The organism is Paenibacillus sp. JT22N7, assembly GCF_059383875.1.
The window spans coordinates 207,657-225,078 of record NZ_JBXENY010000004.1; the positions used below are offsets into that span (position 1 = coordinate 207,657).

Here is a 17,422-nt window from a genome sequence, read left to right on the forward strand (position 1 = left end):
AAAAAGCGGCAAGCCCATCCAAATAAATGGTGGGGCTTGCCGCTTTTTCATTTAAAACTATTACTCCGTAAAATTAACCCTTATTCGCCCCGCCGAAGCTAAAGCCTTGGGACATAAAGCGTTGGCCGAACACATAAAGCGCGACCGCAGGGATTGTGTAAATGATCGAGAAGGCAGCCAGCTTGCCATATTGCACGATGCCATTTTGCCCAAAATACTGGTAGATGGTAACGGCAGCAGGAAGCTTCTGCGGGCTTTGCAGCAAAATGAATGGCACGAGGAAGTTCCCCCAGCTGCCGGCAAAGGCGAAAATACCGACTGTGAAAATACCTGGCAGCATCAGTGGCGCAACAACTAGGCGAAGCGTCGTCCAAATGGACGCGCCATCCACCCAAGCAGCCTCCTCCAGCTCCAAAGGCACGGAATCCATGAAGTTTTTCATCATCCAGATGGAATATGGCAGCGCGGATGCGGCCAAGAACAAAATGGTGAAAAACAAGGAATCCTGAATTTGCATGTACAGGAAAAATTGATAAACCGGAACCATAACTGCCGTAATCGGCAAGCCTGTTGCGAACAGGATCACATACATGAACGGACGTTTATACCGCAGCTGATAACGTGACAGCGGATAAGAAGCTAGCCCTGCCGCCGCTACAACAAGCAGTGCTTGTCCAAGAGCCAGCAGCAAGCCATTGCCGAAAGAGCGCTGATTGTCAGAGCTCGCTAGTGTAGACGTATAATTGCTTAGCGTTACCTCATCCGGCACCTTCAAAGCAAGGGTAGCTGCTCCATCGAACGAAGCCAATACGAGCCACAGCATTGGAAGCAGGAACAATAAAGCGATAAAACTCAAAATAATATAAGGAAGCACCCGGCCGACCATAAACCGATTCATTCTGGGGCGCTTGCGTACGTTGCTGCTCATTTTCGCGTCCTCCTTTTAATAAACCATTATCCAAGCTTTGCGCATGGCTTACAGCTTCACTTTAAGAAGCTTCATATACAACAGACTGGCAACAATACCGATCAACAGCAGAACAAGCGAAATAGCTGTGCCGTAGCCAAGCTGATAGTTGACGAAGGCCTGATGATACATATAGATTGGCAGCGTCTCCGTTGCATTTCCCGGACCGCCACCTGTCAACGCATAAATAAGCGTGAAGGAGCCTAATGTTTGAAGCGTTACGAGTACCATATTCGTTACAACAGAACCGCTAATCATTGGAATGGTAATACGGATAAGTCTCTGCCAAGCCGAAGCGCCATCAATCATGGCTGCTTCCTCAACCTCTTTAGGCACGTCGCCTAGTGCAGCCTGGAATACCATCATCGAGAAGGCTGTTCCATGCCATACGTTTGCAATAATAACGGATACCATCGGGAATGTGTACAGCCAAGCAATAGGCTCAAAGCCTATGCCTTGAATGAATGCATTAGCCGTTCCCGTATCATTCAGAAAAGCAAACCATACAAATGCGCATACCACTTCTGGCGCGACCCAGCCCGAGATGACGATGGAGCCGACTACGCTGCGGAATACGCGGTTTCTACCATTCATTAGAAAGGCAATAAGAAAGCCCATAACTTGCTGGCCAATAACGGCCGAGAAAATGAGGAAGAGGATGGTGTTGCCTACAGAAGTGCGGAATGTCGCATCCTGAAACATATTCGTGAAGTTTTGGAACCCGACAAACTGCGTATTCGCTGCTGCGGCCCCTGTCAAAGCCATATTCGTAAACGCGAAATAAAAAGTTAATACTGCCGGCACGAAGAAAAAGAGTAAAAGCAGCAGCCAGCTAGGCGATAAGAATAGCGCTGCTCTCCACTGTTCACTGCCGTTCCCTTTCCTTTTCGCTTTGGGAAATCGCGAGTTTATCGCTTCCATCTGGTATCCTCCTGACTGAATTTGAAAAAGACAAGCCGATTGTCATTAAGCAACAATCGGCTTCCCAGCTGTGTGCTACTTCGTCGCTACTTTATCAGCGCCGACTGTTCTTTCTACGCTTTTTGCATATTCTTTCATGGCAGCTTCAGGCGCAAGAGATCCCGATGCCACTTTTTCAACCATTTCTTGAATGGAAGTCGATACTGCCGGGTAATTCGCATTAGTAGGACGAACATGTGTGTACGTAATAAATTCAGCAGCTACGCCATACAGCGTACCAGGCTGGCCCGTGTATTCAGTATCAGCCGCAACGTCGGTACGAGGCGTTAGAGCGCCGTCCAGCATAGCGAACTCTTTGTTGTGCTGTTCATTAGTTGCCATTTTAATAAATTCAAAGCCTAGCTCTTTTTCAGTGGATTTCGCACCAACGCTAAGCGTCCAGCCGCCAGACATCGAAGTGAAGCCAGGCTCTTGACCTTTCTCTGTCGGCATTTTCACGTAGCCATATACATCAAGCGCTTCCGGCCACGGCTTGCTGCCGCTTGCCGACCAGTTGCCTGTCAACCAGTTGCCATTCAAGACAATTGCGACCTTCTGATTCGGCATCAGATCGGTCTCCAGTACTTGACCTGCTTGTGCAGTCAGTACTTGCGACATTTTCGGCCCCATGCCCTCGGAGTAGATGGTGTGAATGAAATTCAGCGAGCTCAAAATGCCCGGGCTTTGCGTAACCCACTTGCCATCTTCATAAAGCGTGTCGTCTGTTCCATAAAGCAGCATTTCGAACGTTTGCATCGTCGTTGCTTCTTGGCCTGCTTTACCAGAGTTCATCCAGAAAGGAATAATGTCTGGCAGCTTGGATTTAATCGTGCGGGAAGCGCTCAGCACTTCGTCCCAGCTCTTAGGCTCCCAAGGCACAGGCAGTCCTGCTTTCTTGAACAGCTCTTTGTTGTAATACAAGCCGCGAACGTCAGTGGAGAAAGGTACGCCATACACTTTGCTGTCCGTGGCTGTTACAGCCGCTTTAATACCTTCGTTGAATTTGCCCCAATCTTCCCATGAATCCACAGCAAGCGGCTCAAGGTAGCCGGCCTCGCTGTCGGCATTAATCATGAAGGAATCTTCAGCAAGCACCTCAGGCGCCGTTTTCCCATCCATCATGAGCAGTGGAATTTTAGTTGCATATTGCGAGCCTTCAATTGGCTGCAGCTCAACGGTAACGCCAGGATTGGCTTTTTCAAAATCCGCCTTCACGCTAGTCAGCCACTTGCCCCAGTTGTCCGTCTCATTCCATTTGCCATAAGCGACTTTAACTGTCTTTGTCGCTCCTGCTGCGGAAGTTGCTTCTGCGCCCTCCGAGCCATTTGTGCCTGCATTTCCCGAACATGCTGCTGTGAATACAGTTAAAGCTGCAACCGTACCTGCCAGAATTGTTTTTTTACCTGCCATCTTGATCGCTCCCCTTATTGTCCGTCTGTTACGCTTATTATTTGTTCCTATATTGAACGAGCATTCATGCTCGATGGAACCTTAAAGCCGCAATACGTCAAAATCAATTCGCTAAACAAGGCATTGGCCCAAGAAAACCATTCGCGCGTATACTCGCTAGGATCATCTTTATGAAAGCCTTCATGCAGAAAATCAGTTCCGGCATCCGTGCTCTCCAGCACGTTCAGCAGCCGCTCAACCTCTGCCTCATCTTGTGAAGTCAGCGCTTGCATAGCCAGTGAAATGTGCCAAATATAGTTTTCCGGAGTATGAGGGCTGCCAATTCCTTGCGCCGCCGTACCTACGAAGTAATAAGGATTATCCTCGCTAAGAACGAAGCGTCTCGTATTCAAATAGATCGGATCATCCAGCTTGCAACAGCCGAGATAAGGCAACGACAGCAAGCTTGGCACATTCGCATCATCCATCAGGTTGTAGCTGCCAAGGCCATCTGTTTCGTAAGCGAAAATTTTGCCGAACTGCTCATGCTCGACTGTCGCATACTGCTCAATGCCGGATTGAATTTCATGGCGGAGAGCAGCCGCTTGCTTCGCCAGCTCTTGATGGCCAAGCACTTCCACCGCAATTTCAGCCATATAATCCAGCACAACAACAGCAAACATGTTCGATGGAATAAGATAGCCGTAGTCGCAAGCATCGTCACTTGGGCGGAAGCCTGACCAGGTCATGCCAGTGACTGCGCTTGGCGTGCCTTTGCCTTCATTCAGCAGCGTATCCGACTGCGGACAATCCGTTCTTTGGAAACGGTAGCTCGACTGCCCATCGTGATTCTGCTCCGTCCTCCACACCCGCAAAATGCTGAAGCATGCTTCACTGAATGCCTCATCCAAATGCGCCGTAGTTCCCGTTGTCTTCCACAGCAGATAAGCAAGCTGGATCGGATAGCAGAGCGAGTCAATTTCATATTTGCGCTCCCATAGCCAAGGACTCATTTCCGTTAAATCGTTTTGATGCCCCTTGCTATTGGCATGCTCATTAAACGCATTAGCATAAGGGTCCTGCAATATATGTTGAATTTGCCGTTTGACAACGCCTTCAATTAAACGTGCCATCTCTGCATCTTCATTCGCTAAAATTAAGTACGGACGAACCTGAGCTGCTGAATCTCGCAGCCACATCGCTGGAATATCGCCCGTAATGACGAAAATAGCACCGTCAGGCTGAGGCTTCAACGTCGTCGTTAACGTATTGGAGAAACAGTTTGCAAACATCCGGGCCAGCTTCGTACGCGAACCGAGCTTCCCTTCTACTTCCTGGATCAACGACTGCACCGATGTCGGCAGCGTTTCCATTACTTCAGTCATTTCAAGCATCCCTTTCTATATAAGCGCTTTCAAGTTGTTTATGTACCGATATTAATCTATATTTCATGGTATGTCAATATACTATGTTATATTATTTAAAAACAAATAGCATGTTAATTGTTTGCTAGGCAAACCCCCTATTCATGTCCTTAAATTATAATAAAAGATAAGCACAAAGCCCTTGCTGTCTCAATTGACAGAAGGGCTTTATCTCTATACTTGCATTCAGTTTCTCACGCGAGCTTAAAAAATATGCAAAGCACGCTTAAACCGCCCAGCAGCACGCTTGCTTATTGTGGGGCGGGCCCCGTCGATTTGCCTTGGACAAGCTTTACTTGCAGCGATATTTTGCTAGGGAGCGTAGCGCCCTGGATCAGTTCCAGCACATTATTGACAGCGAGGCGGCCAATTTCTTTCTCATTCTGCTCCAAATGCGTAAATGGATACAGCGCCGACGTGCTCTGCGGGCTGTCAAAGCAAATAATCGAAATTTGCTGCGGAATTTGCAGCCCCATCTTCTCTACCGCTTCCTTCGCTATGAGCGCCAGCTCATATTCCATCGCAAACAATGCGGTAATCCGCGGATGCTCGCGCAGCATCTGCTGAATGATTTTCACATATTTATCGATGAGGTGACTGCTGGAATTGTCATTGGACGTCCAGTTCATATCGGTCAGCCAAGACGAGCGATCCAGCAAAATGCCGCCTTCAGCATGCGCCTGCACAAACCCTTCAATCCGTTCCTCAATGGCCACATTGTCCGTCACCCGCGAAGCAAGCAGTCCAATATGGCGATGGCCGTAGTTAAACAAATGCTGTACACCCATTCGCGCCGCTTCTACGTTGTCTGAGCTGATGGCCGTTGTATCCGTCCATTTCAAATAACGGTCTACCAGCACATGCGGGAATTTGTCGATGACCAGCTTTAAAATTTCCGGGCTGAAGTTTTGACCGCGCGTCGGATATATGATCAGGCCATCTACGCCGTATTGGCGCAGCATCTGAATCGCCTTCTCTTCTACATCTGGCTGGGAAAAAGAGATGCGCAGCATCAAATAAACGCCGAGCGCCTGCGCCGTCCGCTCCATCTCCGACAGCATTTCCTTGCCGTAGCTATCGCTGAAATCCTCCATGATGAGCCCTAATACAATCTGCTGTGTGCGCACAGAAGCAATTGCCTGAGCTGCCTGATCTTGCGCAGGCGGAGCTTCGCCCTGCTCCTGAATTGCATGCTCGATGACGAACGAGCCGCGGCCCGGCTGACGCATAATATAGCCGTCTTGAACGAGCATATCCAGTGCTTTCTTGGAGGTAATCCGGCTGACTGAAAATTCCTCCATCAGCTCCTTCTCCGAAGGGATGCGGTCACCGACCGTATAATCTCCGATTTGGATCTTTTCGCGCAGCATAAGATACATTTGTTCATATCTAGGCTTTAAAGCGTTCATGCCTTCCATTATACATTCACCTTCAGCATCTATTTGGTCGTACCGGGACGATGTCATGATTATACATATCCACCTAGTATACTATGTCATGTCATTTCTGGAAAGCTTATAATGCCGCTTCCGGCAAATGCGAGCTTATCCTCCAGCCCTTTGAATAAATCTGTCATGGCAGCGGGAGGACCCGGAATATATATAGCTTGAACGGATAATCTGTGCAGAACTCGGAGGTGCATAAGATGGGGCTGCTGTGGCGGCGGTGGGTTGCCATCAGAACCGAAAGCGGTTCTAGGGCGGATATCATTGACCGATTGGAGGCTCATTTGAAGGCAAGCGGCATTAAGGCAAAAATTACACTGGAAGGCAATTTGAAACGGCTTCATGTACTTAAGAAGGACGTTGAAGCCGCTCAGCAACAGCTGGACGCTTTCGACTCCGAACCTTAAGCACAGGCGCGGGCCGGGCACGCATTATCTATGCGGCTGCCCGGCCGCGCACAGCTATCTGGAGGAAGCACGCACCCAGCGATAGCCTTTGCGCACACCATTCATGACCCACTCAGGCACGGGCATAGAATGCTTGGATAGAAACGGCATATAAATCCGGTTGTACGCTTTTTTCAAATCATCCCACATCATGCAAGGCTCTTCTTTAAGAAAATCGGATACGTCTACGACAAGGCCGCGGTCATCGCTGGATACCATGACATTTTTGCCATGAACATCATGCGGAAACAGTCCCTGCTCCCGAGCGTAATCCAAAGCGGCATCAATTTCCGCAATAATGCGGTCCTCAATGATCACACCCTCAAGCACACACTTATACAGCGTCTTCCCTTCAAGCCTGCGCAGCATCAAATATTCCAGCCCATTGCTTGTGGAAGCATGGTAGCAGGTCGAATATGCAGGGTGATCGCCCAAACGGCGATAAACTTCCCGCTCCGCTTCCCAGCCTTCTCTGCCCGGCGCATACACCTTCACCGCTATATCCTGCGCATCCTGATGGACGAATACGCCAGCGTAATTGCCCGCTCCAAGCAGCTCCCAGCCTTCCGGCAATACATCCACTTGAATGGGCTCGCCATGGTTAATGCTTTGGAGCCTCACTCCTTCAAGCAGCGTTCGTTCTGTCATCTCAATCCATTTCTTCAGCCGTTTCTCTTCCATGCACTATGCCTGCCTCTCTCGCCATGTCTATACTCTATTCTATTATTTTAAATCGGAAACGGCGAAAAGAAAAGAAGAGCGACACAGGTTCGCCCTCCTTCTTTAGGTTTATTGTCTACTTTTATCCATATCGCAACTATTAACCTACCAGCTTGAGACCAATGACGCTTCCAATAATCATGAGGACGAAGAAGATTTTACGCCAGTCGCGCGATTCTTTGAAAAAAATCATCCCCAGAATAACGCTGCCGACTGAGCCGATTCCCGTCCAAATGCCGTAAGCGGTACTGATTGGAATGTCCTGAAGCGACCGCGACAGGAAGTAGAAGCTGATGAAGCCGAAAATAATGGCTCCAACCGTTCCTCTCCATCGTTTAAAGCCGTCCGACAGCTTCATGAATGTTACGCCGCCGACCTCGCCAAGGCCGGAAATAATTAAAAAGATCCATGCCATCTTATTTTCCGCCCCTTCCCTGCACGACCGGTGCTGCCTGTGCCGCTTGCGCACTCTGCTCGACCTCTGCATTCGCCGCCTGCTCTTCCTTAGGCTTCTCACTGGATACGAGCTTAAGCCCGATAATGCCGATGATCAGCGTACCGACCAGCAGCAGGCGTTTAATATCCGCAGACTCGCCTAATACCAAAATGCCGAATACGACCGTACCAGCCGTACCAATTCCGGTAAATACCGCATAAGCTGTGCCTATTTCCAGCAATTGCATCGAACGGGCGAACAGCACAAAGCTAATAACAATTAAAATAACAGTAATGACGCTTACTAGCGGGTCTGTAAATCCTTTCGAATATTTAAGACCGAAGGTCCAAAATACCTCAAATATGCCCCCGAATATGACATAAAGCCAAGCCTTCATCATAAAAACCCCTCTCTGTACCCTCCGTTAAATCCACCTTGCTTAATCTGTCGTCCAGCTCTTCATTAGCATTTCCCAAACGACTTGCTTGCGTGAAACAAACACCGACTGCTCATATATCTGGTTGGCGACCAGCAAGCCATCAAGCAGCGTATAAAAAACCGCAATCATATGATCCACTTCCTGCTTAGAAAAAATGCCCGATTGCTGCCCCTCCACGAGCAGCGCACCAACTACAGCATCCACCCGCTGCTCGTGCGCCAAAAAATCAACGCGGAACTGCTGCTGCAAATGTTTAGGCGGCACCATCATCATTCGTTTCAAAAACCACTGCCCGACCGTCAAATGCGGGAAATCCGTGAAAAAATCATACACCTCGCGCAGCCGCTCGATAACTGGCTTGCCTTGCGACTGCCCGATAAGCGCATCAAACTTCATGCCCTCTTCCGCCATCACGTCAGCGCAAAGCTCTAAAAACAGCTGCTCCTTTGACGCAAAATGAGCATATATAGAAGGTGTCTTAATCTGGACCGCCTTGGCGATATCAGACATGCACGTTCCTTCATAGCCATATTCCGTGAAAACCGTCAGAGCCGCCTGCTTCAGACGCTCTGCCGTAGCTCGCGGCACACGCTCTTGTTTTTCCGCCATCGCAATCTCCCCTTTTCAATCGGCAATGATTTTGCCTAACGAACGTTAGTTAGAATCATGTTATTGTAAAATGCCCTAGCTAAAAAGTCAAGACTCCTTCGGAAAGCCGAATTCCCGGGGGCCAATAAAAATAAACCACCTCTGCCGCATGGAAGCGACAAAGGTGGTTTATTTTTATTTGTAGGTGACACGGGATAATTACGACTTAGGTTAAGTTTACAGCTTCGCTACGCTAACTGCGATTTTCTCCATTTGCGCTTCAGTCAACGCTTTATCTGGGGAGCTAATCGTAATCGTGCGGTCATCGAGCTGGAAGCTCAGCATTGGCAGGTCGCTCGGCGTATACCATTTCGCTTTTACCCCGTTCGACAGCACGACCTCCTTGCTTTCATAACCATCCGAGTAGTCTCTTGGAGATACATTGACGTTCATATGCTTGAAAATCACACTAACGCCGTCGCCCCCGGCAAACGATTTGACAAAAGCATCTCCGGCTGCCATCTGCTTAGGCGCATATGCCGTTTCAAAGCCATCAAATGCAGCAAAATCCTTCTTAATGAGTTTGATTTGCGCATCGCTGTATTTGACCTCTACATATTGCTCCGATGCTTGCTGCCCTTTGCCAATTAGCACCTGATTATTTTTCGAATCATATTGAATCGGTGTATCAAGTGCTCCCGCTAGCGAGCGGACAGGCAAATACATTTTATTCTGATACATAATTGGCGAAAGCTTATGGCCGTTCTCGTCTTTGAGGGTATAAGCAGCTCCATCGACTTTAATACTAATATTGCCGTTCAAATATGCTGAGATTTTTTGGAGGCTCGCTCCAGCATATACGCCCGCTGCGCCCGTCAACGTCATTCCGACAACTACCAGCGATACGATTCCTTTTTTCATGTTGTTTTTCATTTTTATAATCTCCTTTTGAATACTCCGTTTTTTTGTTTTATCTCTATTTTTTATAATTTCAATAACTGGACGCTCTAGCTGGACGTTGCTGCTGTCCCTCCTTGTTTGCCGCTGCTGCGTCCTACCTGATGAATACAGTATATAAAGCGAATATCTCAAGACTATGTCCAGCTTGTATCTAACTTGTAAATAATATTCCCCAATTCCAACACGAATGAAAGCCTTAGCAGGCAGCAAAAAAACAGCATCGATTCATTACGACATTTTGGCGCCGTGAATCTCTGCTGTTTTCCATTTTTCATTATTCATTTAAAAAATCAACCGGTCACCCGGGCTCAGCGAATACACGCCCTTATAGCCCTCTTCCTCCAACACTTCAAGCAATTGATCGGTTCTTGGCTTAACGGCATGCGCCAGCACGACAGAGCGGCTAGGCACCCGCTTCATCATCTGCCTGACATCCGGCAAGCCTTGGTGCACCTTATAGCGGATATGCTGCACCTGAATTGGGAAGTCAGAGGCATGGCACCCGCTGCTGTCGCTGCTGCCAACACTGCTTCGCAGCGCCATTTCGCCATAAGAACCTGCGGCAAGATGTCCGGTCAGCAATACGGCATGGCGGGCGGCGCCCGAAAGCTGCTCATAATACCACCGTGCAACTTCGGACTGCATCATGCCATCATTCGTAAAAATCAGGGCGCTGCCCTTGCGAGCAAGCGTCTTTAGCCGCTCCTCTTCATTGGCGACAATCGTAAGCCTGCCATTCGCCAGCAGCGCCTCCATACGGGCCAGCGCTCCGTCGCCCAGCCATTCCGGCAGCGCAGCCAGCTGGTGGAGCGGCTCCATCAGCGCCCGCTCCACAATAAGCTGCGCCTCGGGGAAACGCTCGCTCGCCCATACCAACAGCTCCTGCCCTCTCCCGCTTGTCGGCACCGGATACAGCACCGAGCCCTGCGCCCGCAGCACTTCCTCGGTCGCCCGCTCCAGCTCCGCCAGCCGAACCGCCTGCGAATCCGGGTTCGCCCCGTAAGCCGCATCGATGATCGCAAGATCGGCGATGCGCCCTGTCTCAGAGATAGAGCGGCGGGCGGCATCCGCCTCATCGCCGCCCTCGCAAATCGCTCCCAGCAGCGGTTCGTCTGTCGCAAGCAGACCCGATTCAGCCGTATAATCGCCTGAAAAATAAACCAGCTTGCCATGCCAATCGAGCGCCAGCCAAACGGCGCCTGGCAAATGCCCGCTGCGGCCCCATTTTATGCGCAGCCCGGGGAACACGCTGCTCCATTCATCTGCGATGGATCGCTCCTCCAAATAGGCATAGCGGATAGCCGCAATATGCTCATCCCCATAAGGGAGCTCGGCGGCCTGCGAGCGGGCATAACGGCTCCACGCCTGATAATAACCCGGAAGCTGCTGCGCCGTCACGCGGCTCGTCCATACTTCACCTTCATAGCCGTGCTTATACAGCAGCGGCAGCGCCATGGAATGATCCTCATGCGCATGCGATAAAAATACCGCTTTAAGCTGCGGAATCACCTCTGGACTAATGAGCGGATATTGTCCTCCGCTTTCTTTTTTCCCGCCGCAATCCAGCAAAACCGCTTCGTCTTTATATTGCAGCAAATAGCTGGAGCGGCCGTGCTCGCCCGCTCCACCCCAAATGGTCAGTTGCATCATCAGCTATTCCACTTTCTGTTGTGAGCTAAAAACATTCATCGCCAGCAGCAGCACCGTCGTGACGCCAACCGAGATAACAGCCATCGCCATCCCCATCGACACCTCTCCCTGCTCAAACTGGGCAAAAATATACGTCGCCGACGTTTTCATCGACGGCGGCAGGACGAGCAGCGAAGCCACCAGCTCCCGATTGGATATCGTGAACGTCATCATCCAGCCCGCCAGCATGCCGGGCAGCAGCAGCGGCAGCAAAATCCGCCGCAGCACATAAAGCCTGCGTCCGCCAAACACTTGTCCCGCCTGCAGCAGCATCGGGTCGATTTGCCCGTAGCTCGCTTTCACATATTGCACGGTATAAGGCAGGAACAAAATAACATATGTCAGCACGACCATGCCGTACGTATTGTAAAGCGGAATCGGCATCCACTTCGCATTCCATAACAATATCAATCCTACAACGATGACGATGCCAGGTACCGTATTCGGCAGCAAGCTGAACAGATCGACCAGCTTCTGCCCCGGCGTACGCGAGCGCTGCACCGTCAAGGCAAACCACGTGCCCAGCACGACAGCAATCGTGGAGGCGACAATCGACAGGCCGAAGCTGTTAAGCAGCGCATCCAGACTGGAAGAGCCTGGCGTAAGCAGCTCCACATAATGCTGGAGCGTCAAATTGTCCCATGCGAGGCCTACGCCGCGCAGCTTCAAGAGCGATGCCGTAATAATCGAAAAATACGGAATACCGATAGAGGCAAGAAGCAGTACCCCAATGTACAGCGAGCACAATATCCGGCCCCAGCGGCTCATCTTCGCTGTCTGCTTGATAGCGCCCTTGCCGCCGACTAAACGATACGAGTAGCGGCTGCTAATCGTGCTTTGGATATACCACATTACAAGACAAGCCGCGAGCAGCACTGATGCAAGTGAAGTCGCCTTGCCAAAATCAATCGGCCAGCTGGAAATATATTTATGGATTTCCGAGGTCATAACGTAAAAGCCGATTTTGCGCCCGAAGGTGGCGGGCGTGCCGAATTCGGCAATCGTTTTTACAAAAATGAGCAGGCTGCCCATGACGTAGCTTGACAGCAGCAGTGGCAGAACGATGCGCCGCAAGCGGTACAGAAAGCCGCCGCCATGCACCGCCGCCGCTTCCTCCATGCTGCCGCCGATTTGCAGCAGCGCATTGCGCAGCAGCAAATACAAAAACGGAAATAAATGCAGGCTCATAATTGCCACCATGCCGCCAAAACTGAAGAAGGCAGGCGTGATTGCTGAGGATGCCGGGATGAACTGCTCCATATAGCCATTCGTCTGCATGAACAGCATCCAGCCCATCGACCCGATGTAGGGCGGCGTCATGAAGGGGATCAGCAGCACAATATCCAGCCACTTGTGGCGGCGCAGCGGCGTCTTCGCCATGATCCAAGCCAGCGGGAAAGCTAGCACCGTCGTAGCCGCGATGACGCATAGTCCGAGCCAAATCGAATTGAACAGCACCTCGCTAAGCTCGCTTTGCCTAATGATTTGCAGCGGAGCAAGCAAATCCAGCTTCTGGTCCGTATATAAGCTCGTGCCGAATACGATCAGCAGCGGCGCGAGCACCAGCATGCCGAGAAGCGCCAGCGCCAGTCCCATGCCGAGCCAAACATAGTTTTTGAATAAAGAGGATTGCATCGTCAGACCACCCGTCTATTACCTGTCTATTGCCAGCACCGCCCGATACCTAATGCCTTAAGGCAGCAGATATCAGGCGGCTGGTGTTCGCTTTATTTAAACAATTGGGTAAACTTCGTCGTTACGCTGTCGCTATTTTCGTTCATCCACTGCCAGTTCACGTTGAAGGTAGGAATTTCGTCCACACTTGCGCGATCCTTCGCTTCCACATCCGAGCGGCCTGGGAGCAAATACGCGCCAGTAACCATTTGCTGAGCATCATCGGAAAGCAGATAATCGATAAAAGCTTTGGCATTGTCGGCGTTTTTGGTCGTGCCGACAATAGCAGCCGGACGCGGGCTAATGACGCTGCCCTCTTTTGGATAAACAATATCCACCGGCTCGCCAGCCGCTTTCGCTTTGTACGCCATGTAATCGACGCCGGCAGCTACAACGGATTTCGCTCCTGTAATGACTGGATCAAGCGCCTCTTGATTCGCTCCTGCCATCGCTACGCCGTTTTGCTTGTAGCTTTCGAATAGCGACCAGCCGCTATCGCCCGATGCGCTCAAATAGCCGGAAATAAAATCAAGTGCGGAGCCAGACAAGGATGGATCTGGAATGTTGACCTTGCCCTTCCACTCCGGCTTAGCCAGATCCGCCCATGAAGCTGGTGGCGTCTGTACAAGCTTAGTATTATACACAATGCCAAGGGCAGAGGCGCTGTAGCTGAAATATTGTCCGTCTTTATCCGACCAGTCGGCAATTAGCTTGTCCGCATTAGCCGCTTCCGGGTAGCTCATCAGCATGCCTTCCTCTTTCAGTCCTTGCATCGCTGGAAGCGACGCCAGTACAAGCACATCAACCGCTGGATTCGATTTCTCCGCTTCCATGCGGGCCAGAATTTTGCCCGTTGTGCCTTGGAACATTTCAACCTTCACGCCGGTCTTCGCTTCAAAGCCTTCCTTAATTTTGTTCGCAAGCCCTTCTGGTCCTGCGCTGTATACAACTACGCTGCCGCTCAGTTTAACCTCTGTTTGCTGCGGCTGCTCTGCTGCTGCAGATGCGGCTGGTGCCGAAGGTGACGCAGACGCCTCACTGCTTGCTTGTCCATTGCTTGCTGCTGCTCCACAGCCTGCCAAGCTGACTCCCATAAATGCGGTTAAAGCAAGCATCATGCCTTTTTTAGCTAAATTCATTGGTAGGGCCTCCCGATTGTTCTCATTTTTTTATTTGTCAAAACATGTAACCCACTCGTTTAGGACACCACTTCATGCACATGCTCCGGCGAGGCGTAAACCTGCACCTTATCGCCAACGAGCAGCCTCGACGGAGAGTAGGCCGTCCAAATGCCCAGATTCTCCTGCATCTCAAGCTCTACCTCATAGCGGTCGCCCATGTAGCTGGCATGCCGCACCTCCGCCTCAAAGCGGTGGTCCTCCGCATCCGCCTCCCGAAAGCGCACATGCTCCGGCCGCAGCATCCACTTGTCCTTCATCAGCCAATTCGACTTGCCGATGAATCGGGCGACGAACGGATGCTCCGGGGCGCTGTATATTTGCTCCGGCGTCCCCTGCTGCAAAATTTCGCCGCCTTGCAGCACGACAACCTCATCCGACATGCTCATCGCCTCCGTCTGGTCATGTGTGACGTAAAGCGCCGTCACGCCAGCTTCCTTCACCAGATGGAGCAGCTCCGCCCGCATCTCATCGCGCAGCAGCGCATCCAGTGCGCTGAGCGGCTCGTCGAACAGCACGAGCTGCGGCTTCATAACGATCGCTCTCGCAAATGCGACGCGCTGCTGCTGTCCGCCCGACAGTTGATGCGGATAACGCTTCTCCATGCCCCCAAGACGGACGGTCTGGAGCGCGCCCAGCACCGCTTCCTGTAGTCCAGCCTTCATGCCGGCAGCACGGAGGCCGAAGGCGACATTTTCAAACACCGTCATATGCGGCCAAAGCGCAAAGTCTTGAAAAACCATTCCGAATTGCCTTTGATGAGCCGGCCTATTAATCCGCTTCACTTTGGAATAGTAGCACTCTCCATTCACATGAATCTCGCCGCCATCCGGCGTTTCAAGTCCTGCGAGCATTCGCAGCAGCGTCGTTTTGCCACAGCCTGACGGGCCGAGCAGCGTCGTAAAGCTGCCTTTGGCAATCGATAAGCTGGAAGGCCGCAGCGCGTGAACAGCGCCGAAAGACTTTTCCAAATGATTCATTACGATATGTCCCATATGCATTAACCTGCCTGTCTATTAAATGACTGGCGGAGCAGGCAGCCGAGGCTTCCTTGTCCGCTAGGCTTTAAGCTTGACCTCAGTATAGCCTCCGACTATTCGTTGTTTATTTGAGCTGTGTAAATGAAAGATTAACTTTTTAGTGGATTTGTTTTAACATTCATCGAATTTTTCTATGCTACTTTTATAAGTATCCGATAGTAGGAGGCAACCGCCTGTGAATTTATTGAAGCTGAAAATTATTGAGCTGCTCGACAAGCATAAGAAAATTACCCCTGTTGCCCACGAGCTGGATCTCAAGCAGCCGACCATTACCTATCATATGAAAAGCCTGGAGCAGGAAATGGGCGTCAAGCTGTTCGAGGCGCGGGCGGATAAAATGCTGCTGACCGCACCCGGCAAGGCGCTGCTTCATTATGCGGTGCGCATCAATAAGCTGGCGCAGGAAGCCGAGCGCGTCGTTATGGAATATGGCAGCCTGGCCCGCGGAAAGCTGACCATTGGAGCGAGCTACGTCCCGGCTACCTATGTGCTGCCGGAGGTGCTAAGCGATTTTTCCAAACACCATCCGGGCATTGAAATTTCCGTGCTGGTGAAGCCAGCGCCTATTATTAAGGAAAAGCTGTGGAGCCATGACATCCATCTTGGCCTCATCTCCTCCGAGCCGTTCGAGCAGCCCTCCTTGTCCACCCATAGCATTTGCGAAGATGAGCTGGTCGTTATTTTTGCTCCTAATCATCATCTCGCAGCTTATGAGACGCTTAATCCGGGTCTTATTGCTACGGCCAATTTTGTGCTTCATGGCGAGCAGTCCAGTACGCGGGAAATGACGACGAGATGGCTGAACAATCACCGCATTGACCTCATTGGGCCGATTGAGCTTGATTCGATTGAAGCCATCAAGCAGACGGTGCAGCAGGGCGGACATATTGCTTTTATTTCGGAGCTTTCCGTACAGGAGGAGGTTCGAAAGGGACAGCTGCTTATGCGGAAAATCCCCAATACCCGTTTTCAGCGCTCGATTTATTGCTGCTATAACAAGGATCGCTATGACTCCCGGCTGACCGAACAATTTATTGATACCCTCCATAGAAGCTTTAAAAATTCTCCGACACCATCCATTAATTATTGGAAAAATTAACATAATCCGTTTCCATGCTTGATTCCTCGCGAACAATGGCTCCCTAAAGTAAAGGTTGTAGGTCCATTATGAAGAGGAGATGAGATAATGAAACATTGGTTAACGAAAGCAGGAACGATGGTTTTGAGTGCGACGCTGCTGCTGTCGGCATTCCAGGCACCGGACACCGTACAGGCAAAAAAGCAGGAAGCGAATATGGTCCCATCCTATGAGGTCAAGCTGCTGCTGGATTCTACGCAGGTATTGAACAGCAATTTGACGCTGAGTTCCGCTGTTGCCTCCCAGTTCAATCTGACTACTTCGAGACAAACCAATGTGGAATATTTCGATACCAACAGTCTTGGTCTGGATGATGCAGGCTGGAACGCACGTTTTCGCAAAAAAGAGGATAAAAACAACTACGAGCTCACATACAAAAAACGCTATGCTGTGCAAAATGGCAATATTGACGCGGCGCTGACGCTTGCAAACACAGAAGGCTTTGACATTACGGATGACAATTACAAAGCGGAGATTGATTGGGGCTACAGCAAGCAGACGCTCAGCATGTCCGTCGATAAAAAGGTAAGCCAATCGCTAAACGGCGCGCTCGGACTTCCATCCGAGTCAGCCGCCCGCCAAATGCTGCTCGACGAGCTGCCAGGCAAGCTGAAAAACTGGGGGACAAGCAATTGGGGCAAGACGCAGCTGCAAAACTCGCGTGCATACGGCCCTATCCTCACAACGAAGCACACAGGCACTTGGAATGGCCTTGAGGTAGACGTTGAAATTTGGCCAATCCGCAATGCTGCCGGTACAGGCATTGAGCCAATCGTGGAAATTTCCTTCAAAACAGATGAATACAGCGTCGCTAATACGAACCGTACCGCACTCATTAACAGCTTGAACAACCTCGGCTGGCTCGTGCCGGCAGATGGACTGAAAACGCAGCTTGTATTGGAACGTTATTAAGACCGCAGCTCTAAAAT

Annotated in this window: 17 protein-coding genes; 3 read left to right on the forward strand and 14 right to left on the reverse strand. The window is 50.7% G+C overall.

Annotated elements, in window-relative coordinates:
• Positions 1-73: 73 nt before the first annotated feature.
• The 5 genes from AC50Y5_RS12470 to AC50Y5_RS12490 all read right to left on the reverse strand — a co-directional run bounded on the left by AC50Y5_RS12470 (position 74) and on the right by AC50Y5_RS12490 (position 6,158).
• Positions 74-928, reverse strand: coding sequence for a carbohydrate ABC transporter permease (locus AC50Y5_RS12470; RefSeq protein ID WP_414811837.1), 855 nt, complete (start codon positions 926-928; stop codon positions 74-76).
• A 48-nt stretch (positions 929-976) separates the two neighbouring features.
• Positions 977-1,888 carry a carbohydrate ABC transporter permease gene (locus tag AC50Y5_RS12475; RefSeq protein WP_430160309.1) on the reverse strand — a complete coding sequence of 304 codons (912 nt, stop codon included), beginning with the start codon at positions 1,886-1,888 and terminating at the stop codon, positions 977-979.
• A 75-nt stretch (positions 1,889-1,963) separates the two neighbouring features.
• Entirely contained in the window at positions 1,964-3,337 is a 1,374-nt protein-coding gene (locus AC50Y5_RS12480) for an extracellular solute-binding protein (RefSeq protein WP_056036720.1), read from the reverse strand.
• 47 nt (positions 3,338-3,384) lie between these two features.
• Positions 3,385-4,701 (reverse strand): glycoside hydrolase family 125 protein, encoded by a 1,317-nt coding sequence (locus AC50Y5_RS12485; RefSeq protein ID WP_056036718.1) that lies wholly within the window; start codon positions 4,699-4,701, stop codon positions 3,385-3,387.
• Positions 4,702-4,991: 290 nt separating this feature from the next.
• Positions 4,992-6,158, reverse strand: a complete 1,167-nt coding sequence (locus AC50Y5_RS12490) for a GntR family transcriptional regulator (RefSeq protein ID WP_494860982.1) — start codon at positions 6,156-6,158, stop codon at positions 4,992-4,994.
• 227 nt (positions 6,159-6,385) lie between these two features.
• On the opposite strand from AC50Y5_RS12490, the gene AC50Y5_RS12495 reads away from it, so the two are divergent.
• Positions 6,386-6,592 carry a hypothetical protein gene (locus AC50Y5_RS12495; protein ID WP_056036713.1) on the forward strand — a complete coding sequence of 69 codons (207 nt, stop codon included), beginning with the start codon at positions 6,386-6,388 and terminating at the stop codon, positions 6,590-6,592.
• A gap of 54 nt (positions 6,593-6,646) precedes the next feature.
• Here AC50Y5_RS12495 and AC50Y5_RS12500 read toward each other — a convergent pair whose 3' ends face one another.
• From AC50Y5_RS12500 to AC50Y5_RS12540, 9 genes are all read right to left on the reverse strand, one after another.
• A complete protein-coding gene (locus AC50Y5_RS12500) occupies positions 6,647-7,312 on the reverse strand; it encodes a serine/threonine-protein kinase (protein WP_081418853.1) in 666 nt (221 codons plus the stop codon).
• A gap of 139 nt (positions 7,313-7,451) precedes the next feature.
• A complete protein-coding gene (locus AC50Y5_RS12505) occupies positions 7,452-7,766 on the reverse strand; it encodes a DMT family transporter (RefSeq protein ID WP_056036712.1) in 315 nt (104 codons plus the stop codon).
• 1 nt (position 7,767) lies between these two features.
• Entirely contained in the window at positions 7,768-8,187 is a 420-nt protein-coding gene (locus tag AC50Y5_RS12510; protein WP_081418852.1) for a DMT family transporter, read from the reverse strand.
• Positions 8,188-8,226: 39 nt separating this feature from the next.
• Positions 8,227-8,835, reverse strand: coding sequence for a TetR/AcrR family transcriptional regulator (locus AC50Y5_RS12515; protein ID WP_056036709.1), 609 nt, complete (start codon positions 8,833-8,835; stop codon positions 8,227-8,229).
• Between the two features lie 216 nt (positions 8,836-9,051).
• Positions 9,052-9,747, reverse strand: a complete 696-nt coding sequence (locus AC50Y5_RS12520; protein WP_056036707.1) for a stalk domain-containing protein — start codon at positions 9,745-9,747, stop codon at positions 9,052-9,054.
• Positions 9,748-10,056: 309 nt separating this feature from the next.
• The gene (locus tag AC50Y5_RS12525; protein WP_056036705.1) at positions 10,057-11,424 is read right to left on the reverse strand and encodes an MBL fold metallo-hydrolase; all 1,368 of its coding nucleotides are present in this window, start codon (positions 11,422-11,424) and stop codon (positions 10,057-10,059) included.
• 3 nt (positions 11,425-11,427) lie between these two features.
• Complete coding sequence (locus AC50Y5_RS12530) at positions 11,428-13,098, reverse strand: ABC transporter permease (protein ID WP_494860986.1); 1,671 nt, start codon at positions 13,096-13,098, stop codon at positions 11,428-11,430.
• 92 nt (positions 13,099-13,190) lie between these two features.
• A complete protein-coding gene (locus AC50Y5_RS12535) occupies positions 13,191-14,276 on the reverse strand; it encodes an ABC transporter substrate-binding protein (protein ID WP_494860988.1) in 1,086 nt (361 codons plus the stop codon).
• Positions 14,277-14,335: 59 nt separating this feature from the next.
• Entirely contained in the window at positions 14,336-15,310 is a 975-nt protein-coding gene (locus AC50Y5_RS12540) for an ABC transporter ATP-binding protein (RefSeq protein WP_494860990.1), read from the reverse strand.
• Between the two features lie 220 nt (positions 15,311-15,530).
• Between AC50Y5_RS12540 and AC50Y5_RS12545 the strand changes: the two genes are divergently transcribed.
• Together AC50Y5_RS12545 and AC50Y5_RS12550 are read left to right on the forward strand one after the other, a co-directional pair.
• Positions 15,531-16,454: a LysR substrate-binding domain-containing protein gene (locus AC50Y5_RS12545; protein ID WP_494860992.1), complete on the forward strand. Its 924-nt coding sequence runs from the start codon at positions 15,531-15,533 to the stop codon at positions 16,452-16,454.
• Between the two features lie 87 nt (positions 16,455-16,541).
• Complete coding sequence (locus tag AC50Y5_RS12550; RefSeq protein WP_494860994.1) at positions 16,542-17,405, forward strand: hypothetical protein; 864 nt, start codon at positions 16,542-16,544, stop codon at positions 17,403-17,405.
• The last annotated feature ends 17 nt before the right edge of the window (positions 17,406-17,422 follow it).